This is a genomic window from Dietzia sp. oral taxon 368 (genome assembly GCF_002999155.1).
Lineage (GTDB): Bacteria > Actinomycetota > Actinomycetes > Mycobacteriales > Mycobacteriaceae > Dietzia > Dietzia cinnamea.
Window position 1 is genome coordinate 1,390,309 of sequence record NZ_CP027238.1, and the last position, 21,255, is coordinate 1,411,563.

At 70.1% G+C, this 21,255-nt stretch carries 12 protein-coding genes, 1 tRNA gene and 2 pseudogenes; 6 read left to right on the plus strand and 9 right to left on the minus strand.

The features are described from left to right. Positions 1-71 precede the first annotated feature (71 nt). From pknB to C3V38_RS06640, 7 genes are all read right to left on the minus strand, one after another. Positions 72-2,123 (minus strand): Stk1 family PASTA domain-containing Ser/Thr kinase, encoded by a 2,052-nt coding sequence (pknB, locus tag C3V38_RS06610; protein WP_106385338.1) that lies wholly within the window; start codon positions 2,121-2,123, stop codon positions 72-74. After that, positions 2,120-3,796, minus strand: a complete 1,677-nt coding sequence (locus C3V38_RS06615) for a serine/threonine-protein kinase (protein WP_106385339.1) — start codon at positions 3,794-3,796, stop codon at positions 2,120-2,122. The genes pknB and C3V38_RS06615 overlap by 4 nt, the downstream gene beginning before the upstream one ends. After that, positions 3,793-5,265, minus strand: a complete 1,473-nt coding sequence (locus C3V38_RS06620) for a penicillin-binding transpeptidase domain-containing protein (protein ID WP_106385340.1) — start codon at positions 5,263-5,265, stop codon at positions 3,793-3,795. The genes C3V38_RS06615 and C3V38_RS06620 overlap by 4 nt, the downstream gene beginning before the upstream one ends. Before the next feature lie 7 nt (positions 5,266-5,272). Continuing rightward, positions 5,273-6,742, minus strand: coding sequence for an FtsW/RodA/SpoVE family cell cycle protein (locus C3V38_RS06625; protein ID WP_371412146.1), 1,470 nt, complete (start codon positions 6,740-6,742; stop codon positions 5,273-5,275). Next, positions 6,739-8,181, minus strand: a complete 1,443-nt coding sequence (locus C3V38_RS06630; protein WP_106385341.1) for a PP2C family serine/threonine-protein phosphatase — start codon at positions 8,179-8,181, stop codon at positions 6,739-6,741. The genes C3V38_RS06625 and C3V38_RS06630 overlap by 4 nt, the downstream gene beginning before the upstream one ends. Further along, positions 8,178-8,636, minus strand: coding sequence for an FHA domain-containing protein (locus tag C3V38_RS06635; RefSeq protein ID WP_070721848.1), 459 nt, complete (start codon positions 8,634-8,636; stop codon positions 8,178-8,180). Before C3V38_RS06635 ends, C3V38_RS06630 begins: the two co-directional genes overlap by 4 nt. A gap of 85 nt (positions 8,637-8,721) precedes the next feature. Further along, positions 8,722-9,594 (minus strand): DUF3662 and FHA domain-containing protein, encoded by an 873-nt coding sequence (locus C3V38_RS06640; protein ID WP_061228264.1) that lies wholly within the window; start codon positions 9,592-9,594, stop codon positions 8,722-8,724. A gap of 239 nt (positions 9,595-9,833) precedes the next feature. Between C3V38_RS06640 and C3V38_RS06645 the strand changes: the two genes are divergently transcribed. The 6 genes and pseudogenes from C3V38_RS06645 (at position 9,834) to C3V38_RS06670 (ending at position 15,875) form a co-directional block, all read left to right on the plus strand. Next, positions 9,834-9,919 (plus strand) — tRNA-Leu (locus C3V38_RS06645). 301 nt (positions 9,920-10,220) lie between these two features. Continuing rightward, positions 10,221-11,180 (plus strand): annotated as a pseudogene (locus C3V38_RS06650) (ISL3 family transposase); the annotation flags it as partial. Between the two features lie 134 nt (positions 11,181-11,314). Continuing rightward, positions 11,315-12,976, plus strand: a complete 1,662-nt coding sequence (gene istA / locus C3V38_RS06655) for an IS21 family transposase (protein WP_254426098.1) — start codon at positions 11,315-11,317, stop codon at positions 12,974-12,976. Continuing rightward, positions 12,973-13,731: an ATP-binding protein gene (locus tag C3V38_RS06660; protein WP_106385343.1), complete on the plus strand. Its 759-nt coding sequence runs from the start codon at positions 12,973-12,975 to the stop codon at positions 13,729-13,731. Before istA ends, C3V38_RS06660 begins: the two co-directional genes overlap by 4 nt. Positions 13,732-13,819: 88 nt before the next feature. Next, positions 13,820-14,197, plus strand: a pseudogene (locus tag C3V38_RS18000) (transposase); the annotation flags it as partial. A 277-nt stretch (positions 14,198-14,474) separates the two neighbouring features. After that, positions 14,475-15,875, plus strand: coding sequence for an IS1380 family transposase (locus tag C3V38_RS06670; RefSeq protein WP_106385344.1), 1,401 nt, complete (start codon positions 14,475-14,477; stop codon positions 15,873-15,875). Positions 15,876-16,183: 308 nt separating this feature from the next. On the opposite strand, the gene C3V38_RS06675 is transcribed toward C3V38_RS06670, so the two are convergent. Both C3V38_RS06675 and C3V38_RS06680 read right to left on the minus strand, forming a co-directional pair. Continuing rightward, a complete protein-coding gene (locus C3V38_RS06675; protein ID WP_106385345.1) occupies positions 16,184-16,687 on the minus strand; it encodes a hypothetical protein in 504 nt (167 codons plus the stop codon). A 230-nt stretch (positions 16,688-16,917) separates the two neighbouring features. Next, entirely contained in the window at positions 16,918-20,883 is a 3,966-nt protein-coding gene (locus tag C3V38_RS06680) for an Ig-like domain repeat protein (RefSeq protein WP_165001077.1), read from the minus strand. Positions 20,884-21,255: the final 372 nt, after the last annotated feature.

Consider the following 21,255-nt stretch of genomic DNA (forward strand, 5'->3'; position numbering starts at 1 on the left):
GCAGACGGTTCGGCACGCATCGCCCGCGAGGGGGCGTGCCGAACTGTCTTCTCGATGAGGACGGCGGCGGGTCAGCCGGGTCCGGGAACCAGGCCGAAGCGGATCACCCGGACCACGACCTGGTCGTTGACGCCCGCCTCGCCCACCGGCGGCTGCTGCGAGTAGATCCGGCCGACGCGGGACAGGTCCGGGTCGTTCTGCGGGAGCTCGACGAGCTGGCCGCGGCCGCCACGCCAGCCCGCCTGCTCGAGCTTGGCCAACGCCTCCTCGACGGTGTCGCCGACGATGTTGGGCATCTCGAAGCGGTTCCCCGCCGAGACCTGCAGCGTGATCGTCGCGCCCTTGAGCTGGGACTGACCGGCGGGCGTCGACTGGCCGACCACCTGGCCCTCCGGCGCCGTGCCGTCGACCCGCAGGGTGTCGACCCGGAAGCCCGCGGCCTCGAGCGTCGCGCGCGCGGACTCGGCGCCCTGGCCGATCACCCCGGGCACCGCGACCTGCTCGGGCCCGGACCCCACGGTCAGTCGGACCGGCCGGTCGGAGGGCACCTGCGCGCCCGGCGCGGGATCGGTGTCGACGACCTTGTCCTGGTCCTCCGGCGTCGACGGCCGGGCCTCGTTATCCGGGACGACCTGGAACCCGGCCTCCTCCAGCGCCAGACGGGCGTCGGCGGGCGACATCCCCATGACGTTGGGCACCGACAGGATCGGCTTACCCGTGGACACGACCAGGGTGATCTCCGAGCCCACCGCGAGGCGCTTGCCGGCGATCGGGTCCGACGAGATGACGTGACCCTCCGGGATCTCCGGGTGCGGCGCCGGGGCCTGCACCGGCTCCAGGCCGAGCGCGGTGAGCTCCTCGACCACCTCGGCCACCGGACGCTGCGCCACCTCCGGGATCGTCACCTCCTGCGGCCGCGAGATACCGCCGCCCCCGCCGTTCGAGGTCGCCCACAGGGACACGGCGGTGACGCCGCCCAGGACGAGGAGCACCGCCAACGCGATCGCCACCCCCCGGGGCCTGCGGCGGTCGTCATCCCGGGCCGCCGGCTGGCGACCGCCCGCGGAGTGGGACGCGGGACGGGACCCCGCCGCCGCGCCCGCGGCTCCGCCGGCCGCGCCACCGGTCACGCCCGCCAGATCGTGGGCCTCGGTGAGGGCATCCGACGGAGACTGCTGGGGCCGGCCGGTCCCGTACCCCGCGCCGGTGAACCCGTGTGGCGCGTCGGGCCGCTCGTCGTCGTCGAGGTCGTCGTCGGACAACACCAACGGCGCCGCCGGACGTCCGCCGGTGAGCACCGTGATGAGGTCGGTGCGCATCTCCCCGGCCGAGGTGTAGCGGTTCTCCGGGTTCTTGGCCATGGCCTGCATGACCACCGCGTCGACGTACCGCGTCACCTCCGGGTTGACCGCCGACGGCGGCCGCGGGGACTCGCGGACGTGCTGGTACGCCACCGCGACCGGCGACTCGCCCGTGAACGGCGGCACCCCGGCGACCATCTCGTAGAGCACGCAACCGGCGGAGTACAGGTCCGACCGGGCGTCGACGGTCTCGCCGCGCGCCTGCTCCGGGCTCAGGTACTGCGCGGTGCCGAGGACCGACGAGGTGGTGGTGAGCGTCGACGAGGAGTCGCTGACCGCGCGCGCGATGCCGAAGTCCATGACCTTGACCGCGCCGTCGCGGGAGATCATGACGTTGGCCGGCTTGACGTCGCGGTGGATGATGCCCTTCTTGTGCGAGAAGTCGAGCGCCCCGCACACGTCGGCCATCACGCCGAGCGCGCGGTCGAGCGGCATCGGGCCGTCCATCCGGATGATGTCGCGCAGGGTGTCGCCCTCGACGAGCTCCATGACGATGTACGGCAGGGAGCCCTCGTCGGTGTGCTCCTCGCCCTGGTCGTATATCGCGACGATCGACGGGTGGTTGAGCGATGCCGAGTTCTGCGCTTCACGACGGAAGCGCTGGTAGAAGGTCTCGTCGCGGGCCAGCTCGGGCCGCATGATCTTCACGGCGACGTCGCGGCCGAGAACCGTGTCCCGACCCCGGTGGACCTCCGACATGCCGCCGAAGCCGAGGGTCTCGCCGATCTCGTACCGGCCCGCGAGGACGGATGGTGTGGTCATGCGCCCTCACCCCCGCCGCGCGCCGGCACGGGCACGACGTCACCGTCGGTCCGCCCGCTGGCCTGGGGACCGTCGCCGCGGCCCTCGCCGCCCCTGCCGTCGCCGCCCTGACCCTGACCCTGGCCCTGTGCGCCCTGTTGGCCCTCGCCCTGCTGCGGCAGGAGCGAGCTGAACTCGGAGGTGAGCGAGTCGAGCATGTCCTGCAGGTCGGAGGTGGTCGGGGCCCCGGTCGGCGACGGTGAGGGCTCCGGCGTCGGCGTGGGGGACGGGGTGGGGCTCGGCCGCGGCGTGGGTGCCGGGGCGGGGGCCTGGGTGGTCACGGTGGTGACGGGCGTGGTGGCCGGCGTCCGCGGAGTGGTGGTGCCGCCGCCGAACAGCCCGCCCGGGCCGAAGACACCGAGGTTGGACAGCGCGACCGCCGCGGCGACCGCCAGGGCGGCGACCAGGACGAACACCACGAGGAACCACCCGGCGCAGCCGCCCCCGCGGCGCCGCCGGGGAGGTCGTGTGGTGACCGGCGGGGCGGGCTGTCGGCCGGTGGCCGGCGGCCGGCCCGGTGCCTGCGCGGCCGGCAGCCCCTGCGTGCGTGCGGGACCCTGTGTGCGGGCGGGTCCCTGTGTGCGGGGCGCGCCCTGGGTGCGGGGTCGACCCGCGGTGCCCGGGTGCATGCTCGTGTAGGCGCGCGTCGGATCCGCGCCGGCCGACGAGGCGCGGTACACGCCCGAGCCGTCGTCAGGGAGGACGGTGGTCGCCGCGGTGGCTGCCGCCGCACCCGCGGCCGCCCCGGCGGCGGCCCCGCCCGCGGCGGCGAGGAACGCACTCGGCGGGCGTGGATCGCGGCCGGCGCGGATGTCGGCGACGGCCTCGGCGAAGGCCTCGCCGTCGGGGTAGCGCCGCTCGGGATCCTTGGACATCGCCTCGGCGATGACGCGCCGGACCGGGCCGGGCACGGACTCGGGCAGCGGCGCCGGGATGTCGCGCACGTGCATCATCGCGACGCTCACGGGTGAGTCGGAGACGAACGGTCGCCGCCCGGCCAGGCACTCGTAACCCACCACGCCGAGGGAGTAGACGTCGCCGGCCGGGGTCGTGTCGTGGCCCATCGCCTGCTCGGGCGCGATGTACTGGGCGGTGCCCACGACCATCCCCGTCTGGGTGACGGCGGACGCGCCCATGGACTTGGCGATCCCGAAGTCGGTGAGCTTGACCTGCCCCGTCGGCGTAATGAGGATGTTGCCCGGCTTGACGTCGCGGTGCACGAGCCCGATCGCGTGGGCGGCGTTGAGGGCGCGGCCGGTCTGCTCGAGCATGTCCAGCGTGTGGCGCAGGGGCAGCGTGCCCTCGCGCGCGAGGACGTCCGACAGCGGCTCGCCCACCACGAGTTCCATGACGAGGTAGGACAGCGGGCTGCCGGAGGCGGGGTCGGTGATCTGGCCGTAGTCGTAGACGGTGGCGATGCCGGGATGGGAGATCCGCGCGGTGACCTTGGCCTCGGACCGGAACCGCTCGACGAACTCGGGGTCGGACGAGTACTCGGCTTTGAGGACCTTGACCGCGACGTGCCGGTCGAGGACGGAGTCGTCGGCCTCCCAGACCTGACCCATCCCGCCCGTGGCGATGAGCCGCAGCAGGCGGTAGCGCTGGGACAGCAGAGCCCCGGAGTTCAGGCTCACGGCGCGCCCCCGAGGAGGGCGCCCAGGACCTCGCGCCCGATGGGGGCGGCGTAGGTGGCGCCGACGGTGTCGCGGGTGATGCCGGGGCCGGACTCGATCGCCACGGCCACCGCTACGTCGCGGCCGGGGACGAACGCGATGTACCAGGTGTAGGGGATCGACGTGGAGGCGTCGACGCCGTGCTCGGCGGTGCCGGTCTTGGAGGCGATGGTCACCCCGGGCAGGCTGCCGCCGGCGTTGGCCTCGGCGCCGATCATCATGTCGGTGAGGGTGGCGGCCTGGTCGTCGGTGAGGGCGCGGGCCGCGTCGCGAGGGGTGAAACCCTCGACGACGGAGAGGTCGGGCGCCGTCAGGGACTTGATCAGCTGCGGCTCCATGCGGACGCCGCCGTTGGAGACGGTCGCGGCGACCATGGCGCTCTGCAGGGTGGTCATGCGGACGTCGCTCTGGCCGATCGCGCTCATGGCGAGCTGGGCCGCGTCCTCCATCTGCCCGAGCCCCGACGGCGCGACGGGCACCCCGAACTCCTCCGGGGCGGACCCGTCCACGCCGAACTTCTCGGCCATCTCGGTGAACGCCTCCGGGCCGATCTCCTGGCTCAGCTCCACGAACGGGACGTTGCAGGACAGCTCGAGCGCCGTGCGGAGGGTGACCGTGCCGCCGCCACAGGTCTGACCCGCGTAGTTCTGCAGGTAGGTGGCTGTGCCGGGCAGGAGGGTGCGGTCGGCGCCGGAGACGGGGGTGTCCGGGCCCATGCCCTGCTCGAGGGCCGCGGCCGTGGTGATGACCTTCATCGTCGAGCCGGGCGGCAGGGCCTGCTGGGTGGCGTGGTTGAGCAGGGGCCGGTCGGGACTCTGCTCGATGCGGGTCATCTCCGCCTCGCGCACGTCGGGGTCGGTGCTCGACAGGGCGCCCGGGTCGAACGAGGGGCTGGAGGCCAGCGCGAGCACCTCGCCGGTCGAGGGACGCACGGCGGCGACGGACCCGACGAACGGGCCCTGGCCGGCGCCGCGGCGGAGGGCGTCGTAGGCGACGCGCTGGCCGACCGGGTCGAGGGTCAGCTCGACGGAGCCGCCCTGGGGGGTGCGGCCGGAGATGAGGCCGGTGATGCGCTGCGACAGCAGGCGCGGATCGGAGCCGTTGAGGAAAGCGTCCTGGGACTGCTCGATCCCGGCGGTGGCGAACTGCAGCGAGTAGTAGCCGACGGTGGGGCCGAACACCTCGGGGTCGGTGGGGTAGGTGCGCTCGAACTCGAAGCGGCCCTCCGACGGTAGGGACATGGCCAGCACGCGCCCGCCGGCGGTGATCTGTCCGCGCTGGCGGGAGTACTCGTCGAGGAGCATGCGGGTGTTGCGCGGGTCGGCGCGCAGTTCGTCGGCGCGGAAGACCTGCACCCAGGTGAGCTGGAGGAGGAGGGCCACCACCATGACCATGGCGGCCACGGCGACCCTGCGGATGGCGACGTTCACGCGGCGCTCACCCGTTCCTCCGCCCCGGCAGCAGCCGCGGCGCGCGCATCAGGCCGGTGGCGGCCTCGGCGAGCGCCGGTGCCTGGCGGGGGGTGGGCATGGGCCGGCGCGCGTCGTTGGACAGGCGCAGCAGGATGGCCATGAGGGCGTAGTTGGCGAGCAGGCTGGACCCGCCGTACGCCATGAACGGCAGGGTGAGGCCGGTCAGCGGGATGAGCGTGGACACGCCGCCCACCACGACGAACATCTGGATGGCCACGGTGAACGCCAGGCCCACGGCGACGAGCTTGCCGAAGCTGTCGCGGATCGTCAGCCCGACGCGGATGCCGCGCAGCACGAGGATCGCGTAGACCATCAGCACGGCGGCCAGGCCGATGAGGCCCAGTTCCTCGCCGATGGTGGAGGTGATGAAGTCGGTGTTGGCGAACGGTACCTGGTCGGGCCGGCCGTTGCCGAGCCCGGTGCCACCCATTCCGCCGGACGCCAGCCCGAACAGGGCCTGCGAGCTCTGGTAACCGCCGGTGTCGAAGAACGCGAACGGGTCCCGCCAGATCTGGAACCGCACGCGGACGTGCCCGAACAGCGCGTAGGCGAGCACACCGCCGACCGCCACCAGCACCACGCCGATGAGCAACCAGCTCACCCGCTCGGTGGCCACGTACAGCATGGTCAGCACGGTGGCGAACAGCAGCAGGCACATGCCGAGGTCGGTGTTGAACACCAGCACGCCCAGCGACAGGAACCACGCCACGATGATGGGCCCGAGGTCGCGGGCGCGCGGCAGGTCCACCCCCAGCACGCGCTTACCGGCGGTGGTGAACAGTTCGCGCTTCTCCACGAGGATCGAGGCGAAGAAGATGATGAGCAGGATCTTGGCGAACTCACCGGGCTGGATGGTGAACCCGGGCAGGATGATCCAGTTCTTGGCGCCGTTGATCTCGGAGAACCGCGCGGGCAGCACGGCGGGGATCGCCAGCAGGACGAGCCCGGCGAACCCCATCGTGTAGCCGTAGCGGGCCATCACCCGATGGTCGCGCAGGAGGAACAGGACCGCGCCCATGACGCCGAGCCCGATGAACGTCCACAGCAACTGCCGGGTCACGTCCATGCCGGGCGGGTCGTTGCCGGCGGCCGCCGCGTTGGCGGCGTACGCCAGGTCGAGCCGGTAGATGAGCACGAGTCCGAGGCCGTTGAGCAGCGCGACGCCCGGCAGGAGCACGGGGTCGGCGTAGGGGGCGAGCCAGCGGATGAGCAGGTGGGCGCCGCCGGACAGGCCGAGGAACGCCAGCGTGATCCACAGCAGGGCCGGTGACAGTTCCTGCTCCTGGGCCAGCTGGACGAGCAGGAGCGCGAACCCGACGATCACCGACGCGGCGATGAGCAGGACGAGTTCCTTGCCCCGGCGCGGGTGGTCGGGGACCGCCTGCCCCCGGGGGTCGGACGCGGGCGAGGTCGATGCGGCGCTGGTCACGCTCAGCTCACCGCCCGACAGGTCTCACCGGGCACCGGCGCCGGGCCGGTGGGGGAGGAGGGCGACGACGGCGAGGTGCGCCCGTCGCGGTCCGGGTCCCGTGGTTCGGGTTCGCACACCGGCAGGAGATTGTCCTGCGCGAGGCGGGAGACCTGGGCGGTCGCCTCGGCCAGGCTGCCTGACGGCATCCCGGCGCGCACCGTCTCCCGGGCGGGTTCGCGCAGGTCGCCCAGGGTGAACACGTCGCAGCCGGTGGGGATGGCGTCGGGGGAGTGCATCGTCAGGTCACCGTCGGTGGCCAGGCAGGCGACCTGGCTGACCGAGGCCAACGAGATGCCGAAGACCTCCCCGGAGATGCCCCTCTTCACCACGACCTGGTTGTCCTCCTCGGTGACGAAGTAGTTGCTGCGGACGAGCAGCGCCGACACGCCGACGATCCCGGCCAGCAGTGCGAGGACCCCGACGACGCTCAACGCGAAACGCCATCTGCTGCCCCGCGGCGGAGCGGGATCGCCCTCGTCGTCGTCGACCCCCGGCCCCGACCCGGCGGCCCCACGGCCCACACCGGACCCACCGACCTCCCCGGCGCGCGACGCGACCTGGGCGCGGGAGAACGCGGCGGCCTTCCCGGCCGCGGTGTCCGAGTACGGATCGGCGGCCGGGTCGATCTGTCCGGGCTCGTCGCCGGACGCCGCGCCGACCACCACGGGGACCACGGACGCCTCGCGGGGCGAGTCCACGACGTCCGCCAGCACGACCGTGATGTTGTCCGGCCCGCCCGACCGCAGGGCCAGCTGCACCAGCCGGTCCGCCGCCTCCTCGACCGTGCCCGTGGCCAGGGTCTCGGCGATGGTCTCCGTGCTCACGGGGTCCGACAGGCCGTCCGAGCACAGCAGGTACCGGTCGCCGACCCGGGCCTCGCGGATGACGGCGGTCGGCTCCACCGGCTCGCCGGTCAGCGCCTTGAGGATGAGCGAGCGCCGCGGATGGCTGTGCGCCTCGTCGGCGGAGAGCTCCCCGCGGTCGACGAGGGACTGCACGAACGTGTCGTCCTTGGTGATCTGGCTCAGCGTGCCGTCGCGCAGCAGGTACGCGCGTGAGTCACCCACGTGGATCAGCCCCATGCGGCGGCCGTCGAACAGCAGGGCCGTGGCCGTGCAGCCCATCCCCTCGGTCTCCGGGTGCGCCTCCACGTGGGCGGCGATCGCCTCGTTGCCGACGGTGAGCGCGCGGGCGAGGGCGGCGGTGAGGTCCTGCCCCGGCTCGTCCTCGTCGAGCCGGGCCAGCGCGGCCACGACGAACTGGCTGGCGATCTCCCCCGCCGCGTGGCCGCCCATCCCGTCGGCGAGCGCGAGCAGGCGCGGGCCGGCGTACGCCGAGTCCTCGTTGTTCTCCCGCACCATCCCCAGGTGGGACCGGGCGGTGTAGACGAGCGCCGGGGTCACGCGCGCAGCTCGATCACGGTCTTGCCGATCCGGATCGGCGTGCCGGCGGCCACCTTGACCGGGGTCGTCACCCGCGTCCTGTCCAGATAGGTGCCGTTGGTCGAACCCAGATCCTCGAGGAACCAGTCGGGGCCGTGCGGCGACAGTCGGGCGTGCTGGTTGGACGCGTAGTCGTCGTCGATCACCAACGTGCACGAGTCCGCCCGGCCCAGCAGGACGGGTTGCTCGGACAGCGTGATGCGGGTGCCGGCCAGCGCACCCTGCGTGACGACGAGATGGCGGATGGCCCTGGCGCCGCGACCGAACACGCCACCGCGCCGCTCGGTGCGGCCGCCGGAACGCATGCCCACGTTGCCGAAGACGTCGGTCTTCAGCGCCCGCAGCGTGAGGTAGATGAAGAGCCACAGCAGCACCAGCAACAGGCCGCGCGACAGCTGCAGAACGAGTCCCTGCACTGGTGCCGTCCTCCCCTCGCCGGTCGGGTCACCTTTACCAACGTGTCACCGCCCCCGGTGGTTCCGGGGGTCATTCGTGTCGAGGCTAGTCGAACCGGACGGTGATCTCCGAGTGTCCGACCCGGATCACGTCGCCGTCGGCCAGCTGCCAGTCCTGGACCGGGCCGCCGTTGACGGTGGTGCCGTTGGTCGAGCCGAGGTCGGTGAGAACCGCTTCCCGGCCGTCGAAGTGGATGTCCGCGTGCTGCCGCGAGACGCCGGTGTCGGGAAGCCGGAACGCGGCGTCTTGACCCCGTCCGAGCAGGTTGGAGCCCCGCTGGAGGCGGAAGGTGCGGCCCGAGCCGTCCTCGAGGTGCAGCGTGACCGCCAGGGACGAGCGCCCCTGCGTGATCTGGGTGGGCGCGTCGGACGGGCCGCCCCAGCCGGAGCTGCGGGGACCGGTCTCGGCCGCGACGGGGTAATTGGAGGCGGGTGCCTGCATGTCGATGTTCTCCTTGCTCGCACTCGGTTCGCGGCGCGACGGCGACGACGGCGCGGGATGACCCGGTCGCGGTGCCGGCGCGGCGGCCGAGATGTGGAACGGGACGGCGTCGGGGTCCACGACCCCGTCGATACGCATCTGTCCGGTGTGGAGGTCGTCGCGCTCCACGAAGGTCACGGTGACCGGACCGTAGGTCTCCCAGCCCTGCTCGCTGATGTGATCCGACAGGTGGCGGGAGAAGGTCTTCACGGCCAGTGCCTCGTCCTCCGTGAACGACGCGTAGTCGGAGCGCGCGAGGGTGATGGTGTAGCTGTTAGAGACCAGCAGGTGGCCGTCGACCACCTTGAGGGAGGCCTCCGCCTGCTTGCGCAGCTGGGCCTCCACCTCCGCCGCGACGACCCGGCCGCCGAAGAGGCGGGCGAACGCGTCACCCACGGCGCCCTGCAGGGTGCGCTCGAATTTGCCGACGATCCCCATGGCCGCCTCCTCTCTGTGCGTACTGTGGTCCTTGTCCGGTCCTTGTCCGGCCTGGCCCGGTTCTGCCGGGCAGTGCGGTGCCAGCCGCCAGGCGGCGGCATCCGATCGATCATAGAGCCGCGACGGGCCGTAAGGCACGCGCCGAACCGCCCCGACCTCCGACCGGACGCACGCCCAGCCGCTCACCAGCCGATTAGTGTGCCACGTTCGGGTCGTGTTAACGTATCCGTGCGTTACTCGGGCGAGTGGCGGAATGGCAGACGCGCTGGCTTCAGGTGCCAGTGTCCTTCGGGACGTGGGGGTTCAAGTCCCCCTTCGCCCACCACGAGCAGTTGAGCAGTTGGAGCGTGAGCCAACTGCGAGCGGAGCCGGCCCGGAGGCCGGCTTTAGCGCATTTGAGGCCTGTTTCGGTGGCGAACCGAATGGGCTGCCCCCGCCTGACCGGCATCCGCTCCCGCTCCTGGCGCCTCGCTCGCGCGCCTGTACGCCCCCATTGCAGGCTGTTCCGGATCCGGAGTGCATAGCTGGGGTTCGCCGGTGATGCGGTGAGGCACAAGATGTAGGGGTCCTGGGGCGTGTGAAGATGCAAGTTCCTACACCAGCACTTCGCATCCCCAGGACCCGCTTTGAACGCTACCGCCAGCCTGCTTGCCGACACCATCTGCCGCACCGTCGAGCTCGGGGTGACGATCACCGACGCCGCCGTGGCTGACGAGTTCACGCACCTGTTCTGCTCCCCGGTCACGCTGGACCCGGTGTGCGCCGACTGCGGGACGGAGGGGAGGCTGCGTGACCACGTCCAGCGGAAGGTGACCGATCTGCCGATCGTCGGCCATCCCACCACACTGCACGTACGCGTACCACGCTTCACCTGCGACAACACCGAGTGCGCTACGAGGATTTTCCAGCAGCGGATGCCGGCGTTGGCTGAGCCGCGGGCCAAGACCACCCGCCGGTGCAGCCGCTGGATTCTGCAGCGTCTGGCGATCGACCGCACCAGCGTGGCCGCCGTCGCGAAGGCCCTCGGGCTGGGCTGGGATCTGGTCAACGACCTGGCGGTCTCGGAGGTTCGCGCGATGGTCTACGACCAGCCCGGACACTTCGATGGCGTCCGCGTTCTCGGGGTCGATGAGCACAAGTGGAAGCACGTCCGCGGCGACGGCAGCAGCTCGTTCGTCACCGTCTTGGTGGACCTGACCCCGGTCGTGGACGGCACCGGCCCGTCTCGTCTGTTGGACATGGGCCCGGGCCGTTCGGCGAAGGTGCTCACCGAGTGGCTCGACGCCCGCGACCAGGTGTTTCGAGACCGAGTCAAGGTGGTCACGATGGACGGGTTCGCCGGCTACCACTCCGCCGCCGCCAAAGCCGTTCCCGCTGCCCGCACGGTGATGGACCCCTTCCACGTCGTGCACCTGGCCGCCGACAAGCTCACCGTGTGCCGCCAACGCATCCAGCAAGCCACCACCGGACACCGGGGCCGCACCGGCGATCCGCTGTACGGCATCCGCCGCACCCTGCGCACCCGCGCTGAGCTGCTTACCGACAAGCAGAAGGTCCGCCTGTTCAAAGCATTCACTGTTAGGGACGTGCTTCGGAAAGCAGGGTTCTGATGATCGGGTAGCGCGAGTATGAGCATCGGATAGCGGTGCCGGTCATCGTGTGCTCGTGTCGGTTCTACGCGTGGCAACCAGGCTGCGCGTGATTCCGAACAGGAGGCACGGTGACTGATTACCGATTGGTGATGTCGCTACTGCTGCAGGACAGGTCCTACCGGGACATCGAGGCGATCGCGGGTTGCTCGCACCGCACGGTCGCGAAGGCGAAGAAGGTCTGCCACGAGCACGGGTTGACCGCCACGAGCCAGGTCGAGGCGCTCAGCGGCGAGGAGATCGACGTCTTGTTCGCCGATGGGCGCAAGACGCCGTCGGCGGAGTTCGTGGCCTTCGACGTGGCGGCGACCGTGAAGAAGCGCACGGGCAAGAACAAGCTGCCGCTGCGGGTGCTGTGGGCCAACTACCTCGACACTGACGGCACGCCGGGGCAGCGGCACTACAGCTACCAGCGGTTCTGCCAGATCATCGGCGAGTACGTCGAGGTCAACGAGCTGACGATGCGGATCACGCACGTGCCCGGGCACACGATGCAAGTCGACTGGGCGGGCACGAAGATGGCCATCTTCGACCCCGTCATCGGTACCAAGACCACAGTGTCGGTGTTCGTGGCGTCGCTGCCGTACTCGGGGATGGTCTTCGCCTGCGGCTGCCTGGACGAGAAGATGCCGAACTGGCTCGACGCGCACTTACAGGCGTTCGAGTACTTCGGCGGCGCGGCGCAGGTGATCGTCCCGGACAACGCCTCGACGGCGTCGAACCAGATCGCCCGCGGTGACCGGGCCCGCGAGGTCAACCGTGAGTACCGGGACTTCCTCGAGTACCACCAGACCGCCGCCGTGCCCACTCGGCCGGTGCGCCCGACAGACAAGGGACACGTCGAGGCCGGGGTGAAGGTGGTGACGAACTGGGTGATCGGACGGCTGGCCGATCGGCGGTTCGCGAGCCTGGACGATCTGAACGAGGCGATCGCCGCCGAGGTGGAGGCGATCAACGACCGGATCCCGTTCCGCGGCCAGAAGACGAGCCGCCGCGAGCTGTTCACCGAGCATGAGCAGTCCGAGTTGATCGCTCTGCCCGAGGTCCGCTGGCAGCCGGTCATCTGGAAGAAGTCCAAGGTCAACAGGGATTACCACGTGGAGATCGCCACGGTGAAGTACTCGGTGCCGTACACCTTCGCCGGCCAGCACGTCGATGTGAAGATCACCGGCCCCACACTCACGGTCATGGCTGGCGGTGAGGTCATCGCCTCCCACGTCGTCTCCGGTAGGCGGCACGCGTTCGTCACCGACCCTGACCACGTGCCCGCCCAGCACCTGCAGTCATCGGACCTGTGGTCGCGGGCCTACTTCGTGCGCCAGGCCCACAAGATCGGGCCGCATACCGTCGCCGCGATCAGCGAGGTCCTGGATCGCCAGCGGATCGAGGCGCAGGGCTACCGTTCGTGCCAGAACATCCTCGCCCTGGCCCGCGGCGACAACAAGATGCTGCTCGAGCGGGCCTGCGGGCAACTCGTCTCCGAGACCGCACGCCGGGCTATCAGCTACACCGCCGTCAAACAGCAACTGGCGGCCCTGCGGGCCCAGGCCGCCGCCCGGCCCACCACCACGCAGCCGGCGGTGGCGGCTACGACGGTCCGGGTGGAGCCGCCGCCGGGTCGGCGGGATACAACGGGGGCGCATCTGGCCGGGCCTGAGCAGTTCAGTCTCGCCGCCCTCACCGGACGCCCGAGTACGAGCACCGGCATCGCGGGGAAGGAGGAGCTGCAGTGACTGATCGTCATCTCACCGACGCTGACATGCCGCTGTTCACGCAGTTGCGGATGACCGCGTTCGGCCAGACCGTCATTGACCTGGCCAACGATCCCGCCTGCGACGAGTGGACCTTCTCCGAGAAGATCTTCCACGCTCTGGACAAAGAGATCACGGCCAGGCAGGAACGCCGGACCCAGAAACTACTCAAGGCCTCCAGATCGCCAAACCCTGACGCCTGCGTAGAAGAGATCCGCTACCTGCCTGACCGCAACGTCAACCGCGAGCTAATCGCACGACTTTCCAGCTGTCAATGGATCGACGCCACTCGTAATCTCGTCGTGCTCGGCCAGTCCAGCGTGGGCAAGACCTACCTCGCCCAAGCGCTTCTCAATGCCGCGTGCCGAAAGTACTACACCGCGAGATTCTTCCGGCTCGACGACCTGGCCAACCGGCTCGCCGTTCTAGAACCGACCTCGCAGCGCCGGCTGGACTTCCTCACCGACCTGCACAACTGTGACCTGCTGGTTCTGGACGACTTCCTGACCACCCCGGTGGCCCCGCACACCGCGGCCGAGCTGCTCAACATCCTGGCCGCCCGCGAAGGGCGAGGATCGACTCTGGTGACCTCCCAGTTCGACCCGCCCGATTGGTACAAGTCGCTCCAAGACGCGGTCATCGCCGAATCAATACTCAACCGCATCGTCGCCGGCGCCGAGATCATCGCACTCGACGGACCCAACATGAGACGACACCTCGCCACGACAACGCCATAGCGGCCCAGCGGTCGGACGGGTGCACTCCGCTATCCGATACCCGTCCGACCGCTACCCGATCATCAGAACCGCGCTTTCCGAAAGGCGTCCCAAACAATTCACCGCCAATGACGCGCACGCGGCGGTCGAGGTCACCTACGGCGTCTACCAGCGACTCATCGCCGCCTACGACGCCTCGGGCAGGCGGGAGGGCAAGATCGCGATGTACAAGCTCCTGCGCTCGATCCGGGCCGGGGTGCCCACCGAACTGCCCGAGCTCGCCCAGCTGGGCCGGTCGCTATGGAAGCGCCGCCGCGAGATCCTCGCCTACTTCGACGTGGGCGCCTCCAACGGACCCGTCGAGGCCATCAACGGACGCCTCGAGCACCTCCGCGGAATCGCCCTAGGTTTCCGCAACCTCAAGCACTACATCTTGCGGTCGCTCATTCACTCCGGACAGCTCCAGAACCGGATCAACGCACTCTAAATCCGGAAGGGCCCCATTGCAGCCGCTCCTGAACATGGCGTCTCGCGCGCGCTTCAGTGAACGCGAGACGCCATGTCGGCGTGCGGCTGTGGTCCGCCCCTGAGCGCTGGCTGGCTTGCGCGGCCACCGCGGTCCATTCCGCCAGCGCAGCCCCTAGCCCCGGTGATTCACGGGGATCTGCGAATTTCTGGGTGCTGATACACCGAAGTGCTTCCTGAACAGGGGAAACTGGTTCTTGTCTAAGGATCCGGTTCCTCAAGCAGAAAGCACTCGGTAGGTGAAGCGTACTTCGTGGTCGTTTGGTCTGTCCTTCTCCGCTGACGGTGTCGGCGTGATTTCTCACGCTGGGGCCATCGCACCTCGTCTTCTGGCGGACCGTGTCGGGCTCACCGCCGAGTTGTCGGGGGCCATGGCGCGTCGGCGGTTCATCCCGGTCCATGATCGCGGCCGGGTGCTGATCGACGTCGCGGTGATGCTCGCCGGCGGTGGCGAGTCCATCTCCGACATCGGCGTCCTGCGCCACCAATCCGGGGCGCTGGGCCCGGTGGCGTCTGCACCAACGGTGTGGCGCACTCTTGATGAGGTCACCGCCGGAAAGCGCAAGAAGATCCAGGTGGCGCGGGCTCGGGCCCGCCGTCGCGTGTGGTCCCAGCTGCCCGGCGGGGTCCCAGCATCCAAGTGTGCCGGTCGGGACCTGGGAGCCACGGTCGTGCTCGATGTGGACGCCACGATCGTGGTCACGCACAGCGAGAAAGAGCACGCCGCGCCGACGTACAAGCGCACGTTCGGTTACCACCCGATCGGCGTGTGGTGCGACAACACAGGCGAGTTCCTCGCGGCGAGCCTGCGGCCGGGCAATGCCGGGTCGAACACCGCCGCCGATCACATCGCGGTCCTGGGCCAGGCGATCGCCCAGATCCCCGCCGCTCACCGGCGTGATGTGCTGATCCGCTCCGACGGTGCCGGCGCCTCCCATGACCTGTTGGACTGGATCACAGAGCTGAACCGCGTCCGTGGTCGACGTGTGGAGTACTCGGTCGGCTTCGCCATCACCGCCCCGCTACGCCGGGCCATCGCGGCCTGCCCAGAGGCTGCGTGGGGGCCGGCATTGACCCCCTCCGGTGATATCCGCGACGGGGCTGAGGTTGCCGAGCTGACCGGGTTCCTCGCCCCCGGGCTGCTGGCCAAGTGGCCGGATGGGATGCGAGTCATCGTCCGCCGCGAACGGCCCCACCCCGGCGCCCAACTATCGATGTTCGAGGAGATCGACGGGTGGCGCTACCAGGCGTTCGTCACCAACACCGCTACCGGTCAGCTGCAGTTTCTCGAGGCCAGGCACCGGGCTCACGCCCGGGTCGAGGACCGCATCCGCCACGCCAAAGACACCGGGCTCGGACGGCTACCTTCGCGGGAGTTCGCGCTCAACCAGGCCTGGCTCGTGGCGGTGATGATCGCCGCGGACCTCGTGGCCTGGACGCGGGTGCTGGCCTGCACGGGCGACGCCGCAGTCCTGGCCTTGTGCGAGCCCAAGGCACTGCGCTACCGCTTCCTTCACGTGGCAGCCCGACTGGTCCACAGCGGCCGACGACGACGCGTGAAGATCCCAGAAACCTGGCCGTGGGCCGCCGCCATCGTCGCCGTGTTCAACACGATTGCCGCGATTCCCAAACCCGCCTGACCCCGCCTGCCCGCCCTCGACATCACCACCGGAGATCCGCCCACCGGCAGCGCCAGCCGGCACCCCCGCACGCCCACACGAGAAATCAACCCCGCCGTCACCCAACAGGAGCAGCCCTCACGGCCCATGAATCACCGGGGCTAGTGACGCGTGCGTCCTGGATGCATGAAACAAAGAGGCCGCGCAACCAGAAGTGGTTGCGCGGCCAGATTGCTCGGCGATCGGTACCTGAAGCTCCAACCTTCCCGGAGTCCCGAGCCCGGCAGCCCGGCTCATCGGCCGGGCTGCCTTGCGGGGTCGAACCGGGGTCAGAAGAAGTTGATCCCCGAGGAGATGAGGGCCGGCCCGTCGCTCACGACGCTGCCCATGGGGTTGACGGCGTCTCCGGTGGCGATGGTGTTGATCACCGGGACGTAGTCACCCGCGCAGTAGGTGATGAGCGAGTGCACGCCGGTCGGGACGTTGTCCGCGGACACGGTGACCGGACGGAACAGGACAGGGAGGGCGACGGGGCTACCCGAGTCGGTGCGCAGGATCGTGGTCCGCTCACCAGACAGCGTGCCGACGATGTTGTTCAGGTTGATGTTCTTGATCATGCCCGCGATGTCGTCCGCGGCGTCCCGCTCGGCGATCACGGCGACGCAGCCTCCGATGGGCTCGGTGACCCCGGCCTTGAACGTTGCCGAGACGGTGTTGCCGTCGACGTTGTGGCTGGCGGTGGCAGCGGAGGCGATGCCGGCCGCGCCGACGGTCAGGGCCGCGGAGGCGGCGATGGTCGCGGCCACCCGGCTGGCGATGCGGGAAATGGTCATTGGGACTCCTAGTGAGGGGTTGTAACAGATGAACATGATGTCACGGATGGTGGAAACCGTAGGTCGCGAAGTTTTTCCGGGGCGGCGCTAAGGCCTCACCGTCCTTCTCGTTCAGGTATCTCGCAGGTTGCGCGAGCGGCTACTCCGCCCGCCCCCGCCCCCGCCGCTGCCGGCGGGGGCGGAGGCGGGCCGCGGTCTTTCAGCGGGCACGCAGGGGCACCGCGTGGAGGTCAGCTACCCAGCGACCCGAGCGACCCGGAGCTGTGCAGGGCCAGTCCGAGCGAACCGAACAGGCCGATGATGCTCAGCGAACCGGTCGAGGGCTCCTGCGGGTCGGTTCCCGGGTCGGCGTCCTCGTCCACGATGAGCGTCTCCGTGGCCTCACCGGGGGCGTAGGCGCCGGGATCCGCGGGCAGGAACTCGGCCAGGACCGTGTACTCGCCCTGCTCACCGGCCACGTGAACCAGCGTGGCCACACCGTTGACAACCGGGACGGTGCGAGCCACGCCGTTCACGGTGAAGCGCACCTGGCCCTGGGCGTCAGCGGGAGTGACCCGCGCGGTGATGGTGACTTCCCGGCCCGGCTCCGCCGTGCCGGCGTCGAGCTCCACGGTCGTGGGTACGGCCTCGACGTCGCTCTCCACCTGGACGGTCCGGGTGTCGCTGCTGCCGTTGTAGCGGCCCGCATCGGTCGGGATGAACGTCGCCGTGACGGTCAGCTCGCCCGCCGCGGTGGCCGGGAGCTCGGCCGTGGCGACGCCCTCGGCATTCACGGGGACGCTGATCGGGGTTCCACCAGCGACGAACTCGACGTTGCCCGCGACACCGGCGGGCGTGACGCTCGCGGTGGCGGTGACGGTCTCACCGACGGTCACCTCCGTGGCATCGAGTGAGAGCTCGGTCTGAGTGGCCACGGCATCGGCCGTCACGCTCCGGGTGTCACTGCTGCCGCTGTAGCGATCGGCTTCGCTCGGGATGAACGTTGCCGTCACCGTGTTGTTCCCGGCGGTCGCAACGGTGAACTCCGCGGTGGCGACCCCGTCGGCCACGCCGACGGTGTCCGACTGGCCGGCGTACTCGAAGCGGACCTGCCCGGCCGCCTCGGCAGGGGTGACCTGCGCGGTGGCCGTGATCGTGCCGCCGACCGTGACCTCGGCAGGGGCCAGGGTGAGTGTGGTCTGGGTCTGTTCGACCTGGACGTTGACGGTCTCCGTGTCGGAGCTGGTGGTGTACCGCTGGTCGTCGGCGGGGATGAACGTGGCGGTGACGGTGGCCTCGCCGGCGGTGTCGAGGGTGAACTCGGCCGTGGCGGTGCCGTTCGCCAGGGTGACGGTGTCGGTCTGGCCGCCGACGGTGAACTGGACCTGTCCCTCGGCGTCGGCCGGGGTGACGCTCGCGGTGGCGACGATGGTGCCGCCCGCGGTGACCTCGACGGGGTCGAGGGTCAGGTCCGTGGCGGTGGTCTCGGCCTCGACGTTGACCGTGGCCTGGTCGGAGCTGCCGCTGTAGCGGTCGGTGTTGGTCGGGGCGAAGTCGGCGGTGACCGGGTACTCGCCCTGTGCGGTGAACGTGTGGGTCGCGGTGGCGACGCCGTCGATCACGGTGGCGGGGTATTCGGTGCCGTCGACGGTGAACGTGACGGTGCCTTCTGCGCCAGCCGGGCTGACGGTTGCGGTGAGCGTGGTCTCCTGGCCGACCCGCACGGGGTCGGTGTCCACGGTGAGTGTGGTCTGGGTCTGTTCGACCTGGACGTTGACGGTCTCCGTGTCGGAGCTGGTGGTGTACCGCTGGTCGTCGGCGGGGATGAACGTGGCGGTGACGGTGGCCTCGCCGGCGGTGTCGAGGGTGAACTCGGCCGTGGCGGTGCCGTTCGCCAGGGTGACGGTGTCGGTCTGGCCGCCGACGGTGAACTGGACCTGTCCCTCGGCGTCGGCCGGGGTGACGCTCGCGGTGGCGACGATGGTGCCGCCCGCGGTGACCTCGATCGGGTCGAGGGTCAGGTCCGTGGCGGTGGTCTCGGCCTCGACGTTGACCGTGGCCTGGTCGGAGCTGCCGCTGTAGCGGTCGGTGTTGGTCGGGGCGAAGTCGGCGGTGACCGGGTACTCGCCCTGTGCGGTGAACGTGTGGGTCGCGGTGGCGACGCCGTCGATCACGGTGGCGGGGTATTCGGTGCCGTCGACGGTGAACGTGACGGTGCCTTCTGCGCCAGCCGGGCTGACGGTTGCGGTGAGCGTGGTCTCCTGGCCGACCCGCACGGGGTCGGTGTCCACGGTGAGTGTGGTCTGGGTCTGTTCGACCTGGACGTTGACGGTCTCCGTGTCGGAGCTGGTGGTGTACCGCTGGTCGTCGGCGGGGATGAACGTGGCGGTGACGGTGGCCTCGCCGGCGGTGTCGAGGGTGAACTCGGCCGTGGCGGTGCCGTTCGCCAGGGTGACGGTGTCGGTCTGGCCGCCGACGGTGAACTGGACCTGTCCCTCGGCGTCGGCCGGGGTGACGCTCGCGGTGGCGACGATGGTGCCGCCCGCGGTGACCTCGATCGGGTCGAGGGTCAGGTCCGTGGCGGTGGTCTCGGCCTCGACGTTGACCGTGGCCTGGTCGGAGCTGCCGCTGTAGCGGTCGGTGTTGGTCGGGGCGAAGTCGGCGGTGACCGGGTACTCGCCCTGTGCGGTGAACGTGTGGGTCGCGGTGGCGACGCCGTCGATCACGGTGGCGGGGTATTCGGTGCCGTCGACGGTGAACGTGACGGTTCCGGCGGCGTTGGCCGGGCTCACCCGTGCAGTGAGAGTCGCGGCTTCGTCGACGCGGGGGTTGGCGGAGATCTCGACGGTGGTGTTCGTGGAGATCTGCTCCGAGACCGTGACGGTGGCAGTGTCCTCGCTCGTCGTGAACCGATCGGGATTGGCCGGGATGAACGTCGCGGTGACGGTGGCCTCGCCGGCGGTGTCGAGGGTGAACTCGGCCGTGGCGGTGCCGTCGGCCAGGGTGACGGTGTCGGTCTGGCCGCCGACGGTGAACTCGACCTGTCCCTCGGCGGTGGCCGGGGTGACGCTCGCGGTGGCGACGATGGTGTCGCCAGCGATGACCTGCGTGGCGTCGAGGGTGAGGTCGGTCTGGGTGGCCTCGGACTCGACCTGCGCCGTCCCGGTGGCGGTGCTGGTCGCGTAGCGAACCGAATCGGTCGGGGTGAACGTCGCTTCGACGGAGAAGTCGCCCTGTTCGGTGAACGTGTGGGTCGCGACGGCCACGCCGTTCTCCACCTCCACGGGATACTCCGCGCCATCGACGGCGAACGTCACGGTGCCGGGTACGTCGGTCGGGGTGACGGTGGCGGTGAGCGTGGCCTGTTCGCCGACCCTGGCGACCGTCGGCGCGACGTCGAGATCGGTGTCAGTAGCGATGTTGCCGACGGTGACGGTCTCCGTGTCCGAACTGGTGGTGTAACGCTGATTGTCGGCCGGGACGAACTGCGCGTTCACTGTCGCGCGGCCGAGGTCGGTGAGCGTCAGCTCCGTGGTCGCGGTGCCGCCGACGACCGGGACCGTCTCGGTCTGGTCCCCTACGGTGAACACGACATCTCCCGTTGCATCGGCCGGGGTGACATTGGCGGTGGCGCGGACGGTGTCTCCGGCGATGATTTCAACGTCGCTGAGGTCGAGGTTCGTCTGGGTTGCCTCGCTCTGGATGGAAACCGTCCCACTGCGTGAGGAGCCGTTCCACTGGCTGGAGTTGGCGGGGATGTAGGTAGCCGTGACGGACTTGGAGCCCGTCGTCGAGAAGGAGGTCGTGGTGGTCGCGACCCCGTTGACGACGTTCGCCGTGAGAGTCTGACCGTCGACGTTGAAACGCACCGTGCCCGTCGGGGTGTTGGTGCCGTGGTTGGCGCTCACTCGCGTGGACAGGGTGACGTTCTCGCCCACCCGCCCGGTCGACGGGGTGACGCTGATGGCCTGGGTCGTGGTGGCGACGGCGGGGAGGGTGAAGCGGACGACATTGTGTGCAGTCGGGAACCAATCACCGTTCGTCTCGAGGTGTGCTCGAACTCCGAACTGGTGGACGCTCCCGCCTTGGGCATTGGCGGGAATGTTAAACGACAACCAGCCAGAGCGGGAGCTGTCCTTCTGCACGGTCCGCATCGCAACGCTGCTCGGCTGACCGCCGAAGTAATCGGTTTGTCCGTGAGCGCCGACGTTCGTCATGTGGTCACCCCCGCTGCCGCGCAGTGTGTATCCGGACGGAACGGTGAAACCGTAAGTATTGAGTACGCGGTTACTAAGTAGCCAGGCGCCGGAGCCGTGTGTGTTTGTCGCCGTGATGTCAAGTCGAATGTGACCGCCCGGCCGGAGATCACTGCCCCCGGCGTTGACAGAGGTACTGAACGTGAAGTCCCCGATCCGAGTGGAACCGGTCTGCGCATTTGCGGCTGGCGCGAGACCCAGTACGAGGGCGAGGGTCGACAGCACGACGACAGCGGCGCGGGGGATCCAGGCGGCCGGTGGTGCGGAACGAGGCGTTGGGGGGCGGCAAACAGCTGACATCAAGGGACTCCGAGAAGACGGTGGAGGGTGGAG

Excerpts from the sequence above, each read along its gene's own strand:
- pknB (WP_106385338.1), bottom strand. The coding sequence starts at position 2,123 with ATGACCACACCATCCGTCCTCGCGGGCCGGTACGAGATCGGCGAGACC.
- C3V38_RS06640 (WP_061228264.1), bottom strand. The coding sequence starts at position 9,594 with ATGGGGATCGTCGGCAAATTCGAGCGCACCCTGCAGGGCGCCGTGGGT.
- C3V38_RS06675 (WP_106385345.1), bottom strand. The coding sequence starts at position 16,687 with ATGACCATTTCCCGCATCGCCAGCCGGGTGGCCGCGACCATCGCCGCC.
- C3V38_RS06680 (WP_165001077.1), bottom strand. The coding sequence starts at position 20,883 with ATGACGAACGTCGGCGCTCACGGACAAACCGATTACTTCGGCGGTCAG.